Below are 19,129 nucleotides of genomic sequence, written 5' to 3' on the forward strand. Positions count from 1 at the left end.
AGACGGACCTTATGGAGGAAAGCCACCGTCGTCGCGGCGGTGCTGTGCGCGGCAGTGGGACTCATGGCGTCCCCCGCCGCCGCGCGTGAGGAGAGTGGCACGTCGGTCACGGCGCTGGTCCAGCTGACCTTCGCCAACGTCAGCAACGGGAAGCTGCTGGACATCCAGGACGGCAGCTACGACGACAACGCGGCCGTCTCCGTCAACCCGGCGCCGGGGTCCGCCACGACGTGGCGCATCAACACGAACACGAGCCTCGGCTCGGGCTTCGCCATCGTCAACACCACCACCGGCAAGTGCGTGGACCTGACCACCGCCCGCTACCAGCTGCGGCAACAGCCCTGCGACGGGCGGGCGTCCGAGCAGTGGTACTTCCAGCCGATCGCCGGATCGGCGCAGAAGGCGTTCAGGATCCGCCAGGTCGGCGACAACTCCTGCCTGACCGTCCAGATACCCCCCGCCTACGACAACTGGGCGTACACCTACCGCTGCGACAACACGCCGTACCAGCAGTGGACGCTGCCCGACGCGGTCTACCAGACGGCGTGGAACATGGCCGTGGACTACGCGGCCGCCCGGTGCAACAAGGACACGGCGACCTGCTCGTGGTCCACGACCAGCCAGACACCGCCGTTCACGCTGCCGGAGGCCTGCGTCTCCCCGATCTGGTTCAACGACACCTCGACCACGATCCCGTGGGAGTTCTCGCTGAGCACCACCACGGGGTGGACCAACACCATCGGCTTCAAGCTCGGCGGGAGCCTGAAAGTCGGCGGCAACATCGGCCTGGCCAACGTCGAGCTGACGATCACCGGTGAGATCAACGGATCGACCACGCTGGACCTCAAGCAGGAGCTGGGCAGCAAGCTGACCGTGAGCGTGCCCCCGCGCCAGTACGGCTGGGTCACGCTGTCCGAGCTGGCCACGAAGGCCACCGGAACCTTCACGTTCGACGCCCAGGGCTTCCCCTGGACCGCCGACGACACCATCACCGTGCCCCTCAAGTACGACACCAACGGCGGCGCGAGCATCTACAGCGCACGGACCAGGCCCACGTTCACCAACTGCGCCGGAACGTAGCAGCGCCCGGTCGGGTGAGGGGGTGTGGTGGCCCAGGCCACCGCACCCCCTCGTCGCGCTGTGTGATCACGCCCGTCGACTACCCCTCGTCGACGTCCGGGTCGACGGCTTCGTTGGCGCGGTCGATCTCGGCCATGTGCTCCTCCGCCCAGGTCCGCAGGCCCGCGAGCACGGCCTCCAGGGACAGCCCGAGTCCGGTGAGCCGGTAGAACACCCGCGGCGGCACGGTCGGTTCGACCCGGCGCGACACCAGCCCGTCGCGGGTCAGGCTCCGCAGTGTCACGGACAGCATCTTCTGCGAGACGCCGGGCATCCGGCGTCTCAACTCCGCGAAGCGCACCTCGTCCGGTGCGGCGTCGGCGAGCGTCTTGACGGTCATGGACGTCCACTTCGTGCCGATGCGGTCCAGCAACTGCCGCGTCGGGCAGAGCGGATCGAACAGGTCGCCGCGTGCCCCGCGACCGGCGGCCCGGGCTCCTCGGGTGGTCACCCGTGGCTCACCACCTTCCCTGAAAGTGCCGTCTAGGAAGCGGTCCGACGGTTACCTATCGTTCCGTGGTAACCAATGGTAACCGTCCTGAGGAGCCGTCATGCCCGTCCCCACCGCACACCGACTGCACCGCATCGCGACGAACGGCGTCCACCTCAACGTCGCGATCGCCGGGGACGGGCCCGCGGTCCTCCTGCTGCACGGCTTCCCGCACACCTGGCGACTCTGGAGCGGCACCATGGACCGACTGGCCGGCCGCTACCGGGTCATCGCCCCGGACCTGCGGGGCCTCGGCGCCAGCGAACGCGCCGTCGGGGGTTACGACGCCGGCGCCCTGGCCGCCGACGCCGAGGGGCTGCTCGACGCACTCGGCGAGCCCTCGGCGGCGGTGGTCGCCATCGACGCGGGGACCGCCCCCGCCGTCCTGCTCGCGCTGCGCCGGCCCGACCTCGTCCGGCGCCTGGTCGCGATGGAGGCACTGCTCGGCACCCTGCCCGGAGCCGAACACGCCGTCACGGGCGGTGCCCCGTGGTGGTTCGGCTTCCACGCCGTCCCCGGCCTCGCCGAAACCGTCCTGGCCGGGAACGAGGCGCCGTACGTCGACTGGTTCCTCGACGCGGGGACGCTCGGGCGAGGAGTGCCCGACGACATCCGTGCGTCGTTCGTTCGTGCCTACACCGGCAGCGAGGCCCTCCGCTGCGCGTTCTCCTACTACCGGGCCCTGCCCACCAGCGCGCAGCAGATCCGGGACGCCGTCGCGACGGCTCGGCTGACCATGCCCACCATGGCCGTCGGCTCGCACCCCGTCGGCACCGGGCTCGAACGCCAACTCCGCCCCATCGCCCACGACTTGGTCGGCCACCTGCTCCGGGACTGCGGCCACATCATCCCCCTCGACCGCCCCGACGACCTGTACGCGCTCCTCGACCCCTTCCTCTCCGCCGACCTGCCGAACTGACCGGACCCGAGCCGCGGAGTGCCCTCGTGCGGACCCTCAAGACCCGCGAGCGGATCGAGCGGCTCACCGAGCTGCCTGAGCAGTCTCAATCCGGCGTGCGGCGGCTGATGCGCGCCTCCTTGAGCTGCGGATCGCACTGGTTGTCGCGAAGTCTTGACAGTGCGTGATGAGCTGAGAACTCCGGTGCTGTACTCCAGGGACGCGAGGGACACGGCATGCCATGGTTCGACGAGAGCGGACGCCATCAGGGTTTCCCGGCGGCGGTGTTGGCGGACGGCAGCGAGCCGGCGCCGTTGCCGGACGGGCGCACGACCTGGTGGCTCTACAACGGCGCGGACGGCCCGCGGGCCGTCGCGGTGCGGGGCGGTTGGTAGCTGTCGCATTGCCGTGAGCGGTGACTGTGGGGGTTCGGCGTTCCGAGCAGCGCACGCCTTCGGCGATCGTCTGGCCGGGGCGGCAGCCGACGAAGTCCAGCAGCCAACCGGCGCTGGCGCGGAGTCGGCCGTCGCTGTCCCGGTGGACGGGGCAGCCGAGGCCGGACCAGCGCGTGGCCTGGGCGTCGGCGGAACTCAAGCCCGGTTCGGTCGGCGCCTGGGACTGTTCGGATCGTTGTCACCTGGGCGCCATAGCGTGGCGCGGGCCCCGCCCCACGGCAGGGCCCGCGCTTCTGCGGCGTTCTCAGGCTGTCACCGTCACCGTGGTGGTCTCGGGGCTGGCGCTGTTGCCCTGGTAGACGGTGTCCCCGCTGTAGACGGCGGTGATGGTGTGGGTGCCGGCGGTGTGGAAGGCGGTGACGGTCCCGGCCGCCGCGCAGGTGCCGAGGGAGAGGAACAGGCGTCCGGTGCCGAGGGTCGTGCCGGTGGTGGTGTCGGTGAACGTGACCGTGCCGGTCGGCCTGGTCGTGGCGCTCGTACTGGCCGGGCAGACGATGTCACTGAGCACGACCGGAGCGCCGACCCGGGTGCGGGAGGGCATCGCGGTCAGGGTCGTCTTCACGGGCTTGCCCGGGGTGGTGTAGCTGATGGTGATGCCCGGGGCGGCGCTGGTGGCGGTGGGGCCGGTGCCGCCGGCGGGGACGAGCGACGAGCCTCCGCCGCCGCCACCCCCGCCGCCGCTCGGACTGATGAAGGGGTTGATGTTGCCGCCGCCGCCTCCGCCGTAGTAGCCGCCCCCGCCGGCACCGCCGGTCAGGGAGGCGCCCGGGCCGCCTCCGGTGCCGCCGGTACCGAGGGTGCCGGGCCCACCACCGAAGAACCCGCCCCCGCCGGTGCCGCCGGCCCCGCCCTGGGTGGACGTCCCCGCCCCGCCGCCGTTCCCTCCGTTGCAGGTCGCGTTCGTGCCCGGCTGGCCGGCGTCTCCGCCTGCGCTTCCGGTGCACTGGCCGGCCCAGCCGGCTCCACCGCCGCCCGCGGCCACGATGAGGCGGGAGTCGGTGGTGGTGAGGGGCGTGGTGCCGGGCTGGGTGCGGACGTCGGAGGCGCCGCCGCCGCCTCCGCCGAAGTGGGTGCTGCCACCGCCGTTGAACCCGCCGGTGCACTGCGCGCTACCGGCGCACTGGGCGCCGCCGGTGGCGGTGGCGCCGACTTCGACGTAGAGGGTCTGTCCCCCGGAGAGCCCGGTGAGGGTGCCGGACACCTGGGCGCCCCGGCCGCCGCCGACGCCGTTGTCCTCCACGCCGCCGGCCCCGCCGATCGCCGTGACGTCGACCTGCGTGACACCGCCGGGCACGGAGAACGTCTGCTCGGCGCCGGTGGAGGCGAACGTACAGGTGGTGGTGGGGCCGGACACCGTGCAGGTGCCCTGTGCGTGGGCGGGCGCGGGCAGCGCCAGCGGGGCGACGGCCGCGGCGCAGAACACGGCGGCCGCCATGGCCGCCACCCGGCTCCGACGCCCGGGCGAACCGGCATGGTGCCCGCGCGTTGAGCTCGGCCGGTCGGCGACCTCCGACAGTGGGAACATCACGATCAACTCCAGAAGACGGAAGAGGGTCTCTCGGCGAGGGATCGCCTTCCGTCACTGTCGATCACACGGGCGGGGTCGCGGTCGCCCACCGGGCTGACACACCGCCGGTTCACACCGGCGGCCCCTGGCCGGGCGTTCGGCAGTACCCGAGTCCAACGGGTGCGGGCGCAGGCGGAGGGCGCCGGCGACGGCGCTTCCTGGGCGGGGCCGGCCGCCGACGCCGTTCTGTTCGCTCCCGGAACGATGAACAGCATCAACAGCCTCGCGCTCGGCATCACGACCTCCTGGGTCATCGGCTACGCGGCCGAGGCGACCGGCAAGGGCATCCCGCTGACGGTGATGCCGTGCACGAACACGGCGCTCACCGGGCACCCGCAGTTCCCGCGGAGCGTCGCCACCCTGCGTGACGCCGGTGTGCGGGTGCTGCTCGGTGAAGGAGGGTTCGTCCCGAACGTTCCGGGTCAGGGAGTCGACGACGGCGTCCGCGCCCAACTGGCGGGCGGTGCTGCGCTTCTCCTCGCTGGAGGCCATGGCGACGACCGTCGCGTCCACGTGCTTGGCGAGTTGGACGGCGAGCGAGCCGACACCCCCGGCGGCAGCCGGAATCAGGACGGTGTCGTCGGCCGTCCTCGCTGAGCACGAGTTCGCGGTCACCACCGCCGCCCGCCGCCTCGCCCGGGGCGAAGCGATGATGCAGGAGGTCATCGACGTCATGGACGTCCGCGACCGCATCCACACCCTCGCCGTCTACACCCTGGCCCTGCTCCTCGCCGTCTTCTGCCGCAAGCGGGTGCAGAACATGCTCGACACGCCGCCCGGACGACCGAGGCGGTCAGCGGTCGGTCGCGCCCGTACGAACCTGGACACCACCACCCCCGGCGGTCGGCTCGTCTTCCACGCCTTCGCCGCCTTCGCGGAGTTCATCCGCGAACTCATCGTCATCGGCACCAACGAGGGCCTGGCCGCAGCCCGCGCCCGGGGCCGCGTCGGCGGACGTGAACTGCGCGCGGGCGCCGGCCCCCGCCAGCTCGAAGCCCCCGCGAAGTAGCCCAGCACGAGCAAGATCAATCTCAGCGGCACTTCTGTACGGCAACTACTCACACCCGGATCAGCGGGGCAGGATGCGCAGTACTGCCTCGCGTTCGCCGCTGAGCCGCAGGCCTTGCTGTAGTGCGGTGCTCAGGTCGAGGTCGCCGAGCAGGGTCGCGGCCAGCAGGTGCGGCGGTCCGGTCAGGGACGCGGTGGGGTGGTCGACGCGGCCGGCGTGGGTGTGCACCGAGCCGTCCTTGACTTCGATGACCAGGTCTTCGTTGCCGTCGGCGTGCAGTTGCAGGGCGATTGCCGGCTGGTCGGGGCGATGGTCGGTCAGTGCCCGGGCGGGCATGTCCAGCCAGTGGGTGCGGAAGGTGTCGCTGCCGCCCGGCTCACGCAGCAGCGGCACGCCCCACCGGCTCAGTTCCTGCAGCACCGGCTCCAGCGCGCGGCCACGCTCGGTGAGGGAGAACAGGGTGGTGGCCACCGGCGGCGGGGCGGCCTTGCGGTGGATCAGGCCGGCTTCCTCCAGTTCGCGGAGCCGGTCGACCAGCAGATTACTGGCGATCCCGGGCAGGCCGTTGCGCAGGTCGGTGTGCCGGCACGGACCCAGGGCGAGCAGTTCACGGACGATCAGCAGGGTCCACCGGTCGCCGATGGTGTCCAGTGCTTTCGCGATGCCGCAGTACTGCCCGTAGGTGCGCATGCCACCACCCTACCTTGTGGCGTTGAGATTCAGAACTCTCTTGTTGACTTTCTCAACAACGGAGGTCTAGCGTCGCTGCCCATGACCACCACTCTTTCCGTGCGTCGGCTGGCCTGGGCCGGCGTCGAGGTCCGTCTCGGCGACACCCGCCTGCTGATCGACCCGCTCGAGAACGTCGCTCCGCTGGCGCCGGTGATGGGGCCGCCGCACCGGCCGGTCGACCCGGTCGACACCCCGCCCGGCACCCACGCCCTCATCACCCACCTGCACCCCGACCACTACGACCACGACCTGATCGCCCGGATCGCGGCCACCGGCACGATCGGCTGCCACACCCCGAGCGCGGCGGCGCTGCAAGAGGCGGGCATCACCCCCGTTGCCCAGGACCTGGGCCGGTCACGCCGCATCGGAGAGCTGACCGTCACCCCGGTGACCTCGCTGGACTGGCGCGGCAACGACTGCGACCAGGTCGCCTGGGTCGTCGAAGGCGCCGGTCGGCGGATCATCCACTGCGGTGACACCCAGTGGCACGGCAGCTGGTGGCAGATCGCCCGCGACCACGGCCCGTTCGACGTCGCGTTCGTCCCGGTCAACGGCGTCATCGCCCACTTCGAGGGCTACGCGGCCAACGTCCCGGCGACCATGACCCCCGAGCAGGGCGTCGAGGCCGCCGTCGCGCTCGGCGCCGGCACCGTCTGCGCCATGCACTACGGCCTGTTCCACAACCCGCCGTTCTACACCGAACAACCCGACATCGAGCAGCGCTTCCGGCACGCCGCCGCCGAGCGCGGCATCACCGCGGCCGTCATCGCCGACGGCCGGCCCGTCCTGTGACCATCGGAAACAAGGAGCAACACATGAAGATCGTCCTGTTCGGTGCCAGCGGCAACATCGGCCGGCCCACCACCGAGGAACTCCTGCGTCGCGGCCACACCGTCACCGCGGTCACTCGAGCCGGCCACGTCGACGGACTCGAGCACGAGGCCCTGACCGTGACCACCGGTGACGTCACGGACGCCGCCGCGGTCGCCGGCCTCGCCGCCTCCCACGACGCCGTACTGTCGGCCGTCGGCCCCCGGATCGGCCAGGAGAACGACCGCGCCACGATCGTCGGAGCCGCCCGTGCGCTGATCGACGGACTTCGCCGAGCCGGCGTCACCCGCCTGGTCACCATCGGTGGTGCCGGTAGCCTGCGCACGCCGACCGGCGCCCGGGTCATGGACGACCCGGACTTCCCCGCGCTGTGGAAGGCCAACGCCGAGGCCCAGTCCGAAGCGCTCGACCTCTACCGCGGCGTGCACGACCTCGACTGGACGTACGTGTCGCCCGCCGCGGTCATCGCAGCGGGCGAGCGGACCGGGGCCTACCGCAGCGCCGGGGACACCCTGCTCACCGACGACGACGGCAACAGCCGCATCTCGTACGCCGACTACGCGATCGCCTTGGCCGACACGATCGAGAGCGGCACCGCGATCCGCCGCCGCATCACCGTGGCGTACTGAGCCATGAGCAACGACGCCGCCGGCCCGCACACCCGATTCATCGTCCTGCTCGCAGCGCTCGCGGCCCTGGGACCACTGTCCATCGACGGCTACCTGCCCGGACTGCCGGAACTCGCCGGCGACCTGCGCGCCGGCGCCGCGGCCACCCAGCTCACCATCACCGCCTGTCTGGCCGGGCTGGCCATCGGGCAGCTGATCGCCGGGCCGCTGAGCGACACCTACGGCCGGCGGCGTCCGTTGCTGGCGGGCCTCGCCCTCTACACGATCGCCAGCGCGTTCTGCGCGGTGGCACCCGACGTCCCGACCTTCGTCGGCCTGCGCCTGGTCCAGGGCATCGGCGGGGGGTTCGGCATCGTCATCGCCAACGCCATGGTCCGCGACCGCACCTCCGGAACCCGCACCGCACGTCTCTTCTCCGCACTGACCTTGATCACCGGCCTGGCGCCCGTGTTCGCGCCGGTCCTCGGCGGCCAGCTACTGCGCGTCACGGCCTGGCCCGGAATCTTCGTGGCCCTGGCCGTACTCGGCGCCGTGATGCTGGCGGCCTCCGCCGCAGGACTGCCGCAGACCCGCCCCTCCGCGTCACGCCAGCCGCTGCCGGCTGTCGTCGGGCAACTGCTCAGCGACCGGGTCTTCACCGGGTACGTCCTGGCCAACGGCCTGGTCTTCGCGGCGATGTTCGCCTACATCTCCGGCTCGCCGTTCGTCCTGCAGGAAATCCACGGCCTGTCACCGCAGCAGTACAGCGCCGTGTTCGCCGTCAACGCCGCCGGACTCATTGCGGCCGCCCGGATCAGCGGCCGGCTGGTGGCCCGGGCCGGCGCCCGCGTGCTGCTGCTCGCCGGTCTGCTGGGCGCGACAGCCGGTGGCACCACGGTCCTGGGCGCGGTGCTGACACGGGCACCCCTGCCCGTGCTCCTGATCGGCCTGTTCGTCCTGGTCTCCAGCGTGGGCCTGGTCATGCCGAACGCCGCGGCCCAGGCCCTGGCCGACCACGGCGGACACGCCGGGTCGGCCGCCGCTCTGCTCGGCTTCAGCCAGTTCATGTTCGGCGGGGCACTTGCTCCGCTGGCCGGCGCGGGTGGCGCCACCGACGCCTTGCCGATGGGAATCATCGTCGCCGTGCTGCCGGCGCTCGCTCTGCTCACACTCGGCGTCCTCACCCGGTCGATGCCCGGTGAGCGCACTCCCAGGCCGGCTCGCCAAGGACCTGCCGGGCACCGGCGACCGCGCCGGCACCCACGCGGATCTTCTCCATGACCGGCTCGAACTGGGTGCAGTCCGCCCGCTGTCCGGGTGTGACCAGCAGCGACAGCGGGCGGCAACGGCCATCCGCGCTCAGGTGGACCTTGGCGGTGAAGCCGCCGCGCGAGCGGCCCAGGCCCTCACCCGGAGCACCACCTCCTCCAGCTGGCCTGCCAGGCCCGTCCACGCCGGATCGATCCGATGTTCCGTCACGGTCGGCGCGGTGGGCTCAGCCGGCGGTGATGATGCGGCAGACGTCGCCCTCGGTGCAGGTCGCAGGGTCGGCCGGGGAGGCGGTGCGGGTCAGTCCCTCGGGGCCGGCCGGTTCGACTTCGATGGCGCGGCGCAGCTGTTCCATGCGTTGGGGCAGCGGGTGCCAGCCGGGTTCCGCGGCCATCTCGGTGTTGAGGTCGTGGATCGCGCGGGCGTAGGCGCGGGCCAGGCCGCGGAAGTGCAGGGGCAGGCCGGGGCGGGGGTGGCCGCTGGGGGCGATGCTCACCCACAGGGCGTCGGTGGTCTCGTTGCCCGGGCCGAGGGGTTGGGTGGTGTCGCGTGCGACGAGGTGGCTGCGGACGGTGAGCCAGTGGCGCATCGCGGTCCGGGTGGGGCTGGACAGCGCGACGGTCTCGGTGGCGGGCGTGGTGCGCGGGTTGCGGTGCTGGGGGAGGCGGGTGAGGCGGATCGTGCCGCGGTGCAGGTCGACGTCGTCCGTGCGCAGGGCGCAGAGTTCGCCGGCGCGGCAGCCGGTGTCCAGCACGGTGCCGATGATCGCGAGGATCCGGCTGCGGGACTCCGAATGGCCGGGGCGGGCGGAGTGTTCGAGGTGGCCGAGGAGGATGCTGCGGGGGCGGGCGGGGACCACGGGCCGGAGTTCTACTCGCGGCGGGTTGCGGTCCGGGAGTATGACGGTGATGCCGGCCAGGGCGCCGAGGATGCGGAGGCAGTCCTCGCGGACGCGCATGGACGCGGGTGAGGCTTGGCCCGGTCGTGCGGCGGGCTTGCGTCGCAGCAGGCCATGCTCGGCGGCTGTGAGGTAGTCGGCGAGGGTTTCCGGCGCGAGGAGCAGGGCGAGTGAGCCGGTGGCCATGGGCGCGATCGCTCCGCGCTCCAGGGCGGTGCGCAGTTCGCCGGCGACCCAGCGCAGTTGCTTCGCCCGAGACCTGCCGGTCGGCGGTTCGCAGGCACGCTCGACGAGGGTGTCCAGCGCCTCGACGCAGGGTGCTGCTGTCGTCGGGGCGTCCGCCATGAGGTCACCCTAGCGCCGGGGTGGGGCGGGTCGGCGGGTGCTTGCCGGCATAGGGGACTCGGAAGGCCCCACAGGCCCCGAGCGTAATAACTGGCTTGAAGCAAGATCGTCGGTGGGAGCAGACGGCGTGGTGGCTGTCTTCGCCGGCCCGCGCCGCTCCGGTGGTGACCGTCCTTCGGCAGCCGCCGAGGGGGCCGTACCAGGGCTCCGCCCTTTCTCGCGGTGGAACCCGACGATGACTTCCCGGGCGCGGTGAGCGCCCCGATCAGCCCTGACGGACCATCAGTAAACTCAGCATTGAGTCAGCATTGGTCCTGTCAGGCCCTGTCGCGGATGGTCGAACGGTGTCATGCGTCAAGGGCGGAAGTGAGTGCCGGCCGGGATGCTTCGGGGTGAGCGCAGGGGACTCCGGCTCGGTGGTGCGGCGGACCCGGCCGCCGCACCACCGATTGGCAAATACCCAGGTCAGCGCACGTTTCCCCGGGGCTTGAGGGGGGTTCCCGGGAGCTCCGGGGCGGGCAGGCGGTCGCCCGGGTAGCCCTCGACGGCGCCGAAGCGGGCAGGCTCCGCGGAGCTCATCCACTCCTCGCGGGCTCGGGTGATGTCTTCGTGAGAGCGCCCGATGAAGTTCCACCACATGACGATCTCCTCCTCGAAGGGCTCGCCGCCGATGAGGACGAGGCGGGCCGGGGCGTCGGCGGTGTTGGTGAGGGTCAGGGTGGTGGCGCCGGGGGCGAGGTAGCCGAGGTCGCCCGGGTGGAGGGCGGTGGTGGCGAGGCGGACCTCGCCGTGGTCGACGAGGACGCCGTGCTCGAAGGCCGGGTCGACGGCCAGGGTGACGATGGCGTGCGGGGCGAGGGTGAGTTCGGCGCCGAGCAGCGGGGTGAAGGTGGGGACGGGGGCGGTGCGCCCGGCCAGGGTGCCGAGGAAGACGCGGACCTCGGCGCCGTCCAGGGTGACGGGTTCGGGGACGTGGTGGTGGAAGTCCCGTGCCGTGTCGCGGTGTTCGTCGGGCAGCACGACCCAGAGCTGGACGCCGTGCAGCACGGTGGTCGCGGGGGTGGAGACCTCGGAGTGGCAGATGCCGTGGCCGGAGGTCATCAGGTTGAGCTCGCCCGGGCGGACGAAGGCGTGGACGCCGAGGCTGTCCCGGTGCTCGATCTCGCCGGTGAAGAGCCAGCTGACGGTCTGCAGGCCGGTGTGGGGGTGCGGGGCGACGTCCATGCCGCCGGTGTCGGCGACGTCGTCCGGTCCGTAGTGGTCGACGAAGCACCAGGCGCCGATCAGCCGGCGGGAGCGGTGCGGCAGGGTGCGGCGGACGGTCATCGCGCGCGGTCCGCCGAGCGGGACGTCCCGGGGGGACAGCACCTCGACGTACGGGTCCTGCTGGTCCTGCGGCCTGGCGGCGGGGTGCGGCTCGGTCTCGGCGGTGCTCACGGCGGTGGTCCCTCCCTGGACGGTGTCGACCGGCGGTGCCGCCGGGCGACGTCGACTACTGGATAGTTCTAGATTCAACTATTATGGCATGGCAGAGTGTCGAACGGCAGCGGGCCAATGATCGCAGTGGGAGTCGAGGAGTCCAGGTGAGTGCTGACATGACGGTGGTTCCGGCGGAGCGGCGGGTGTTCATCGACAAGCAGAGCCCCAAGGCGTACAAGGCGCTGCTCGCCGCCGCCGAGGCGGCCAAGGAGGTCGCGGCCGAGGCCGGGCTGGACCGGCGGCTGGTGGAACTGGTCAACCTGCGGGTCTCCCAGATCAACGGCTGCGCCTACTGCCTGCACGTGCACACCCGGGCCGCCCTGCGCGAGGGCGAGACCGCCCAGCGCCTGGGCGTGCTCCCGGCCTGGCGGGACACCGAGCTGTTCACCGCCCGGGAGCGCGCGGCGCTGGCGTTGGCGGAGGCGACCACGAACCCGGCGGACGCGGCCCTCCAGGCGGCCGCGTACGGCCTGGCGCGGGAGGTGTTCACCGAGGAGGAGCTCTCGGCGGCGATCTGGGTGGCGATCACGATCAACTCCTTCAACCGGGTGTCGATCATGAGCAAGCACCCGGTCCGGCCGATGCCGGGGCTCTGACCCCCGGGTCCTTCGGTCCGCGGCAGGGGCCGGTCGGCTCCTCCGTTCGGCGTAGTGTCTACGTTGGTGGGAGTACGACCGGTTCCTCCCGGTGGAGGATGACGGATCATCACGTCAGCGGCGAGGCTGTGGACTCGGAGGCGGGCGGGGCCCGCCGTGGACGAGGGGGTCGCATGGCACGTCGTACGGGTTCCTTGACGGTGGTGGCGGCGGCGGTCTGCCTGGTGCTGGCCGGGCCGGTGGTTTCGGCGGGCGCCGCCGAGCCGCCCGCGGCCGTCGCGGCCGAGAATGCCGCGCGGACGGCGAACGCGGCGCGGACGGCGGCGCTGAGGGCGGTGACCGACGCGGGCGCGGCCGCGGCCATCGCCGAGGTCCGCGACGAGAACGGGGTCTGGCGCGCGGGTACGGGCGTCGCCGACCTCGCGACCGGCGCCCCGGTGCGGGTGGACGGCCGGTTCCGCGCCGGGAGCATCACCAAGACCTTCACCGCCACCACCGTGCTGCAACTGGTGGGGGAAGGCCGGCTCGGCCTGGACGACCCGGTCGAGCGCCACCTGCCGGGGCTCGTCCCGAACGGCGGGCGGATCACCGTCCGTCAGCTGCTCAACCACAGCTCCGGCCTGTGGGATCCGACCAACGAGCCGGGCGGGCTGTTCCCGCACACCACGGACCCGGTCGAGATCCGGAACTGGCTCGACCAGGGCGGGCTGACCCGCAGCATCACCCCGGCCCAGGTGGTGGCCGCCTCGGTGGCGCACGCGCCCAACTTCCCGCCGGGGGCCAGGTTCAGCTACTCCAACGTCAACTACACCCTGCTCGGCATGATCATCGAACGGGCGACCGGCCGCAGCTATGCCCAGGAGATCACCGCGCGCATCCTGCGGCCGCTCGGGATGACTGCGACGTACTTCCCCGGCACGGCCACCGACATCCGGGGCCCGCACGCCCACGGTTACTGGACGCTCGCCGAGGGCCCGGCCCCGGAGGACCGCAGCGACCGGGACGTCACGGTGGAGAGCGTCACCTGGGCGAACTCCGCGGGCGAGCTGATATCCACCCTGTCCGACCTGAACCGCTTCCACCGTGCCTTGCTGGGTGGGCGGTTGCTGTCGCCCGAGCTGATGCAGCAGATGACGACCACCATCCCGGCGCAGTCCGGCGACGTGCCCGTGACCCTGTCGTACGGTCTGGGGCTGGCCCGGCTGGAACTGTCCTGCGGGCCGGTGTACGGGCACGACGGCGGGATGCCCGGGTTCTCCTCCCAGTTGTGGAGCAAGGGGGATCGGCAGGTCGCGATGTCCGTGACGTCCAGGGGTGACCAGGCGCAGGCGGTGCAGCAGCTCCTCGCGCAGGGCGGCTTCCTGGAGGAGGCCTTCTGCGGCAAGCACCAGGGCGGGGGTGAGGTCCGGCCGAAGCTCGGCTGAGTCGGCCCCGGCTGCCGAGTCGACCGCTGCGCTCCCTCACCACGGAAGCGGCCCGGGGTCGCCGAAGAGCGCGAAGGGTGCCCATGCGACGGGCTCCGGGAAGCGGCGCCGCACGGCCTGTTGGCCTCGGCGCAGCGCCGCGGTCCTGGAGGCCCCGCGACGCAGCGCGCGGTAGAACTCGCACATCAGCTGCACCGTCGGCTCACTGGGAACGTCCCAGACGCTCACCAGGACGGACCGGGCGCCGGCGATCTCGAAGGTGCGGCGAAGGCCGAACACGCCCTCGCCCGGATGATAGGAGCCGAGGCCGGTGACACAGGCGGAGAGCACGACCAACTCGGTGCCGAGCAGGTCGAGGTCGTAGACGTCGGAGGCGGTGAGGACTCCGGGGCCCAGGCCCTCGGCCGGCTCCTGTCCGGCGAGGAAGGTGTTCGCGCCCGCCAGGGCCAGGCCGGTGCAGAGGAGCGGGTCCACGGCAGGGCCCGGGGTTTGCGCCGGGTCGGGGGTGCGTGCCGGGTCGGGAGGCGGGGCGCCCGGCGGGCTGGGCGCGGGGCCAGGGTCCGGCCGTCGGGCGCCGGTCGGGCGCAGGGGCTCGGCCAGGGCGTAGCCGTGCGTCGCCAGGTGGAGGACCAGCGGACTCCGGGCCGTGCGCAGTCGGGATGTCGAGGCGTCCGGGCCGGTGTACAGCTCGGCGCTGATGTGGTCGGCGATCCACCGCCCCTCGGCCCCGGTCTCCGGCAGTGGTGCGAACGGGCCTCCGTCGAGGGCGGTGCCGCCGGCCTCGTAGTCGATGTCGGCGAACACGACCGGCGGCGCCGGGCGGGGCCCGTACCGGCCGCGCAGCAGGTCCCGGCCGGTGGTCAGGAAGCCGATCTCGAACGTGTCGAGCAGTCGGCTGCCGTCGGGCGAGGGGAGGGCGGCGAAGGGAAGGAGGTTGAGGCTCCCGTCCGGCGAGATGAGCAGCCGGTCGACTCCGGTCAGGGCGGCGTCGATCCGCCGGATCAGCACCCGGTGGAGCTCCAGGCCCAGCGCCCGTTCCCCGGTGTCCTGGTGTCGGAGGAACTCACGCCACTGCCGGACGCCCTGGTCCAGGGTGTCAGCGGTGCCGTGGGTGAAGAGCTGCGGCGGCGAGCCCGGGGTGAACACCAGGCTCAGTACGGCGGCTTCGTCGCCCAGCTCCGCGCGGTAGTACTCGACGAGTGCGGTACCGGGCGGGAGGGCGGCGGTCACTGCCTGCCAGGTCGGCAGGGCCGCCGGGGTACCGCCGAGGTCGGTGTCGGTGTCGGGGTTGGGGCCGGTGCCGGGGCCGGGGTGGGAGAGCCGGTCGGCGAGGAGCATCTCCAGCCGGCCCTGCCGGGCCCGGAGGTCGTGGACGTGCCGGTCCGGGTGCGGCCGGAGGGGCTCGTCGTCGAGCGCCAGGCGCCGCAACTCGTGCCGAACGGTGCGGAGTTCGGTGGCGACGGCCGCGATCCCGGGCTCGGGGCCGTTGGACAGCATCGCGCGGTCGCGGGCCACGGCCTCCGCGACGACGGCCTTGCGCCGCAGGACGGCGTTCGCCAGGAGCTCCAGCAGCTCCGCGCCGGGCTCGAAGCCGGTGGCGGCGAGCAGGACGACGACGAAGGCGTCCAGTCTGCCGAGGAGGGTCCGTGCGTAGGCCAGGCGCTGCACCTCGGAGGAGGCGGCGAAGACCTCGAGCAGGTGGGCGTCCTCGATGTCGAGCTGCTCCCGCACCAGGGCGGCGGCCTCGCCGAGCCGCCCGGTTTCGAGGCAGAGCATCCCGAGGCTGAACAGTGAGTCGGTCATCGCCACGCGGTTGGGGTCCGCCAGTTCGCGCCGGCGGGTGATCACGGCGCGGTAGAGCTGTTCCGCCTGGTCCCGCTCGTCCAGGGCGTGGTGCACCAGGGCGAGGAGGTCGAAGGTGTTGAGCTGCTCCTCGGTGGCCGTCGCCGGGGCGAGGTGCGCCGCGGCGGCCCGGGCGTACGCCAACGCCCGGGTGAGGCGTCCTTGGTGGCGGCACCGTTGCCCGATGCTGGTCCGCAGCGAACGCAGCAGTTCCGGTGTGGTCTCCGGGTCGTCGGCGGCCGCCGTGAGTGCCGCGTCCAGGTGCTCGTCCGGGACGTCCAGGCCGTACCGTGCGGTGGCGACCAGGGCCACCGCCGTCCTGAGCGGGGACCGGCGGGGGCGGGCCCGGGCCACATCGGCGGCCCGGAGAGCCAGTTCGAGAGCCCGGGCGAGGTTGCCCAGGCGGTCCTCCTCGGAGGCCTGTTCGATCAGCGTGCGGAAGGTGGCATCGGGGTCGTCCGGTTCTCCACCGGCCTGCGGCCGGGCGTCGTGCGCGAGTTCGAGGAGCATCCGGCGGCTCGGGGACCGCCCCTCCTCCTGTTCCAGGGCCGCGAAGTTGCGCAACACGGCGGCGGAGGGCGCCATGCCTGCCGCCGCATCCCGCAGTTCCCGGTAGATCGACCGGGCGACGGCGGGGTCGCCGTGGAGCTGGTGGTAGGCGGCGAGGTTGCCGCGCGCCTCGGCGAGGTGTGCGGCGGCCTCGGGGCCGGCCGCGGTGAGGAGTTCGACGGCTTCGGTCAGGACGGCCTCGGCGCGCGGATCGCCGTCGAGGGCCAACAGCTTGCCCAGGTTGGCGAGGGTGATCCCCAGGTCGATGTCCGGCATCCGCGGGTCACACCGTGCCTCTCGACCGCACCGCTCAGGCCCCTAGGCGCCGGAGCTCGACCGCTTCCTCCAGCAGGGCCCTCGCCGCCGCGTCGTACCCCGCCTTGTGCAGGGTGACGGCGATCTGGTTGAGCGTCCTGGAGAGCTCGGCCGGATTCGAGCCGAGGATCTCCCGGGCGTAGCGTTCCGTGGCCTTCGCGGCCTCTCCCACCTGGCCGGGGCCCTCCGCGCGGCGCAGGGATTCGGTGTAGGCGGCGAGCCAAGGCGGCAGCAGGGCGACCGGTCCGTGCTCCTGGACGTGGTGCACGGCCATGCCGGCGACGGCGAGCGCGTCGGGGTGCGCGCCCGTCTCCTCGGCGATGCCGTGCATCGTGGCCAGGTGGCGCAGGCAGCCCTCGGCGTCCTGCATCCGGTGGCACAACTCCTGGGCCGTGCTGGTGTACTGCCAGGCCTCCTGGTGCCGGGACAGGTGGCGGGCCAGTCCGCCCATCCACTCGTAGCAGGTGGCCTGTCCCACCTCGGGCGGCCGGGACAGGGCCTCCCCGCTGGCGAGGAGCCCGGTCAGCAGGGCGAGTGCCTGCTCGTGCCCGCCCTGCCGGGAGAGTTCCCCGCACCGGGCGAGGGCCCGGTCGAGGGTCTGCGACACGGCGACGCCGGGCAGCGGGACGCCCAGGCGCTCGGCGACCGCGAACGAGGCCCGGCCGTACCGCTGCACCGCGGCCGGGTCGTGGCGGAGTTCTGCCGGTACGGTGAACCGGGCGGGGAAGTCGGCGCGCAGCCGGTCCCCGTGGAGCCGGCAGAGCCGGTCCAGCAGCGCGGAGTCCCCGGCGTCGACGGCTGCTTCGAGCTCGTACCAGAGGTGTCCGGTCATCTCATGCTCCGACGTCCTCGTAGGTGAGTTCCGCGAACACATGGCTCTCGGCCGTCCTGCTCTCTGCCGTCCTGCCCTCCGCCGGCCCGCCGACGGTGCTCCCCGCCGGGCCTCGGCCGCCGAACTCCTTGCGGCCGAACAGCCGGGGGCGTACGCCGGAGACGCGGAACAGCGGCGTGAGGCCGTCCGGGGCGATCACCTTCACGCCGACGCCCTTGGACCCGACGATGCTCAGCCCGGCGGACGCGGAGGCGAGCGGGATCGTCCCCGAGAGCGCCTCCGCGGAGGCGGCGAGGTCGACGCTGGCGCCCTGCTGCTGGGAGACGAGGATCACGGCGGGGCCGGTGGCCACCACCTCGGTCACCACGACCTGGGCGGCCGGCCACCGCCCGGCCGCCGCCAGGTCGAGCACGCGTCGGCCGAGCGCCTCGCGGTCGGCGATCTCGCTGATCCGGCACGACCGCGCCTGGAAGACGATGCCGTGCCGGCGGCTGAACGACACCGCGACGCGGGCGAGCGGTCCGCCGTCGACGTCCGTCGAGACGGCGACCTCGGCGGCCGAGCTGTAGTCCAGGTCCACGCCCCGCTCGCGCTCCCGCACCGCGAACCCGATGCCCAGGTCGGCGAGCGAGGTCAGGCGCTCGAACCGGTCCCGGTGCAGGCGGCCGACGTCGCCGAGTTCGAGATGGGTGTTGGGGAGCCAGCTGGACAGGTAGTCGAACTCCGCGCGGAGTTCCTCCGAGTACTGCTCGTGGATCGCGGGCACGCACCCTCCCCCTGGACGCCGGAAGCGCCGGCAGTCGGCATCGTAGGCCAGTGCCCGGACCGGCGGGGTGCAAACGGGTACTCCCAACTTCTGCGCCCGGCAGCGGCGTTGCGGGAGCAACCGGTCCGACCGGTCCGACCGGTCCGACCGGTCCGACCGGTCCGACCGGTCCGACCCGTCCGACCGGCCCGGCGTCGCCGGTGGCATCAGGCGGGGCGGCGCTGCTCCGCGAGGTAGTCGTGCACCGGGGTGACGGGGGAGAGGGTCAGGTCGGTGAGGACGTGGCTCGCGGAGACCACCTCCAGCACCGGCAGGTCGGCCAGGGGTGCCATGACGTGGGCGTTGAGCTGGAGGCGGGCGGGGCCGGTCCAGGCCTCCTTGACCGTGAGGTCGGTGATCCGGGTTCGGACCAGGTCGCAGACCCGCAGGCCGCCGGTGTAGTCGGGGACCACCTTGACCGCGAAGGTCGGCACGCCGATCTGGGCGCGGGCCTCCTCCCGGTCCAGCGGCCGCCACTTGTAGGCCATGGTCGCGGTGGCGACCCGCTGGCTGGCGTAGTCCAGGGTGCCGACCAGCGCCCCGGCCTCGGTGAACAGGCGTGGCGAGCCCATCACCTTGGGGTAGGCGCTCAGTTCCCGGCCGGCCGCGGTGGCGGCGAAGTTGTCCAGGTACATCGCGTGCAGGTACTCACCGTGCTCGTCGCCGTGGCGTACGGGGACCACCTGCCCGGCCTCGACGTACGGGCCGTAGCCGTCGACCTCGCCCATCTTCATGATCTCGAAGCGCACCAGCGGCTCGTCGATCTCCAGCGGTTCGGGGACGACCGCGCGCAGGGCCTCCGGGTCGGTCCGGTAGACGACGTTCAGGTACTCGCGGTCGGTGAAGCGGGTGGCGCGCAGCGGGTAGACGGGGGCGGAGAGCGGGGTGGTGGCGTGGCGGACGACCTGGTCGGAACGCATCGGGGGCTCCTCGGGGGCGGGATGTGCGGGGCGGGGTTGTGCTGCCCGCCCAAACGGATACGATGTGTATCGGATACACCATGCATCCGATGGTGGCGGTGAGGCAAGCGCGAACCACACGGCGCAGGCCCGGGCCCCTCGGAGCG

General features: G+C 72.8%; 18 protein-coding genes and 1 pseudogene. 9 read left to right on the forward strand and 10 right to left on the reverse strand.

Features of this window, described 5'->3' with window-relative positions; translation table 11 throughout:
• Positions 1-63 precede the first annotated feature (63 nt).
• Positions 64-1,080, forward strand: coding sequence for a ricin-type beta-trefoil lectin domain protein (locus ACFXOZ_RS01215; RefSeq protein WP_380524501.1), 1,017 nt, complete (start codon positions 64-66; stop codon positions 1,078-1,080).
• Between the two features lie 79 nt (positions 1,081-1,159).
• On the opposite strand, the gene ACFXOZ_RS01220 is transcribed toward ACFXOZ_RS01215, so the two are convergent.
• Positions 1,160-1,570 carry a winged helix-turn-helix transcriptional regulator gene (locus ACFXOZ_RS01220; protein ID WP_380524502.1) on the reverse strand — a complete coding sequence of 137 codons (411 nt, stop codon included), beginning with the start codon at positions 1,568-1,570 and terminating at the stop codon, positions 1,160-1,162.
• A gap of 100 nt (positions 1,571-1,670) precedes the next feature.
• Here ACFXOZ_RS01220 and ACFXOZ_RS01225 point away from each other — a divergent pair, with 100 nt between their 5' ends.
• The gene (locus ACFXOZ_RS01225) at positions 1,671-2,528 is read left to right on the forward strand and encodes an alpha/beta fold hydrolase (RefSeq protein WP_380524503.1); all 858 of its coding nucleotides are present in this window, start codon (positions 1,671-1,673) and stop codon (positions 2,526-2,528) included.
• A 215-nt stretch (positions 2,529-2,743) separates the two neighbouring features.
• Positions 2,744-2,902: a hypothetical protein gene (locus tag ACFXOZ_RS01230; protein ID WP_380524504.1), complete on the forward strand. Its 159-nt coding sequence runs from the start codon at positions 2,744-2,746 to the stop codon at positions 2,900-2,902.
• 304 nt (positions 2,903-3,206) lie between these two features.
• Here ACFXOZ_RS01230 and ACFXOZ_RS01235 read toward each other — a convergent pair whose 3' ends face one another.
• Complete coding sequence (locus ACFXOZ_RS01235; RefSeq protein ID WP_380586316.1) at positions 3,207-4,397, reverse strand: Ig-like domain repeat protein; 1,191 nt, start codon at positions 4,395-4,397, stop codon at positions 3,207-3,209.
• A 144-nt stretch (positions 4,398-4,541) separates the two neighbouring features.
• Complete coding sequence (locus ACFXOZ_RS01240) at positions 4,542-5,222, reverse strand: zinc-binding dehydrogenase (protein WP_380586319.1); 681 nt, start codon at positions 5,220-5,222, stop codon at positions 4,542-4,544.
• A gap of 124 nt (positions 5,223-5,346) precedes the next feature.
• Between ACFXOZ_RS01240 and ACFXOZ_RS01245 the strand changes: the two are divergent.
• Positions 5,347-5,538 (forward strand): annotated as a pseudogene (locus ACFXOZ_RS01245) (recombinase family protein); the annotation flags it as partial.
• 60 nt (positions 5,539-5,598) lie between these two features.
• Here the strand turns inward: ACFXOZ_RS01245 and ACFXOZ_RS01250 are convergent.
• Positions 5,599-6,228, reverse strand: a complete 630-nt coding sequence (locus ACFXOZ_RS01250) for a winged helix-turn-helix transcriptional regulator (protein WP_380524508.1) — start codon at positions 6,226-6,228, stop codon at positions 5,599-5,601.
• An 81-nt stretch (positions 6,229-6,309) separates the two neighbouring features.
• Here ACFXOZ_RS01250 and ACFXOZ_RS01255 point away from each other — a divergent pair, with 81 nt between their 5' ends.
• The 3 genes from ACFXOZ_RS01255 to ACFXOZ_RS01265 are packed head-to-tail and all read left to right on the forward strand — an operon-like array spanning position 6,310 to position 8,990.
• Positions 6,310-7,062, forward strand: coding sequence for an MBL fold metallo-hydrolase (locus ACFXOZ_RS01255; RefSeq protein ID WP_380586321.1), 753 nt, complete (start codon positions 6,310-6,312; stop codon positions 7,060-7,062).
• Between the two features lie 23 nt (positions 7,063-7,085).
• Complete coding sequence (locus ACFXOZ_RS01260) at positions 7,086-7,730, forward strand: NAD(P)-dependent oxidoreductase (RefSeq protein WP_380586324.1); 645 nt, start codon at positions 7,086-7,088, stop codon at positions 7,728-7,730.
• Between the two features lie 3 nt (positions 7,731-7,733).
• Positions 7,734-8,990, forward strand: coding sequence for a multidrug effflux MFS transporter (locus tag ACFXOZ_RS01265; protein WP_380586327.1), 1,257 nt, complete (start codon positions 7,734-7,736; stop codon positions 8,988-8,990).
• 214 nt (positions 8,991-9,204) lie between these two features.
• Here ACFXOZ_RS01265 and ACFXOZ_RS01270 read toward each other — a convergent pair whose 3' ends face one another.
• Positions 9,205-10,221, reverse strand: coding sequence for a tyrosine-type recombinase/integrase (locus ACFXOZ_RS01270; RefSeq protein ID WP_380586329.1), 1,017 nt, complete (start codon positions 10,219-10,221; stop codon positions 9,205-9,207).
• 465 nt (positions 10,222-10,686) lie between these two features.
• On the reverse strand, positions 10,687-11,658 hold the full coding sequence (locus ACFXOZ_RS01275) for a pirin family protein (RefSeq protein ID WP_380586332.1): 972 nt from the start codon (positions 11,656-11,658) through the stop codon (positions 10,687-10,689).
• A gap of 158 nt (positions 11,659-11,816) precedes the next feature.
• Between ACFXOZ_RS01275 and ACFXOZ_RS01280 the strand changes: the two genes are divergently transcribed.
• Both ACFXOZ_RS01280 and ACFXOZ_RS01285 read left to right on the forward strand, forming a co-directional pair.
• On the forward strand, positions 11,817-12,296 hold the full coding sequence (locus ACFXOZ_RS01280) for a carboxymuconolactone decarboxylase family protein (protein ID WP_380586521.1): 480 nt from the start codon (positions 11,817-11,819) through the stop codon (positions 12,294-12,296).
• A 173-nt stretch (positions 12,297-12,469) separates the two neighbouring features.
• Entirely contained in the window at positions 12,470-13,720 is a 1,251-nt protein-coding gene (locus ACFXOZ_RS01285) for a serine hydrolase domain-containing protein (protein WP_380586335.1), read from the forward strand.
• A gap of 36 nt (positions 13,721-13,756) precedes the next feature.
• On the opposite strand, the gene ACFXOZ_RS01290 is transcribed toward ACFXOZ_RS01285, so the two are convergent.
• The 4 genes from ACFXOZ_RS01290 to ACFXOZ_RS01305 form a co-directional block, all read right to left on the reverse strand.
• Positions 13,757-16,387, reverse strand: coding sequence for a CHAT domain-containing protein (locus ACFXOZ_RS01290; protein ID WP_380586338.1), 2,631 nt, complete (start codon positions 16,385-16,387; stop codon positions 13,757-13,759).
• A gap of 34 nt (positions 16,388-16,421) precedes the next feature.
• On the reverse strand, positions 16,422-17,258 hold the full coding sequence (locus tag ACFXOZ_RS01295) for a hypothetical protein (protein ID WP_380586341.1): 837 nt from the start codon (positions 17,256-17,258) through the stop codon (positions 16,422-16,424).
• 1 nt (position 17,259) lies between these two features.
• A complete protein-coding gene (locus ACFXOZ_RS01300; RefSeq protein ID WP_380586344.1) occupies positions 17,260-18,024 on the reverse strand; it encodes a hypothetical protein in 765 nt (254 codons plus the stop codon).
• 206 nt (positions 18,025-18,230) lie between these two features.
• A complete protein-coding gene (locus tag ACFXOZ_RS01305) occupies positions 18,231-18,983 on the reverse strand; it encodes an acetoacetate decarboxylase (protein ID WP_380398619.1) in 753 nt (250 codons plus the stop codon).
• Between the last annotated feature and the right edge of the window lie 146 nt (positions 18,984-19,129).

The sequence above is a fragment of the Kitasatospora sp. NPDC059160 genome, from assembly GCF_042755465.1.
GTDB lineage: Bacteria > Actinomycetota > Actinomycetes > Streptomycetales > Streptomycetaceae > Kitasatospora.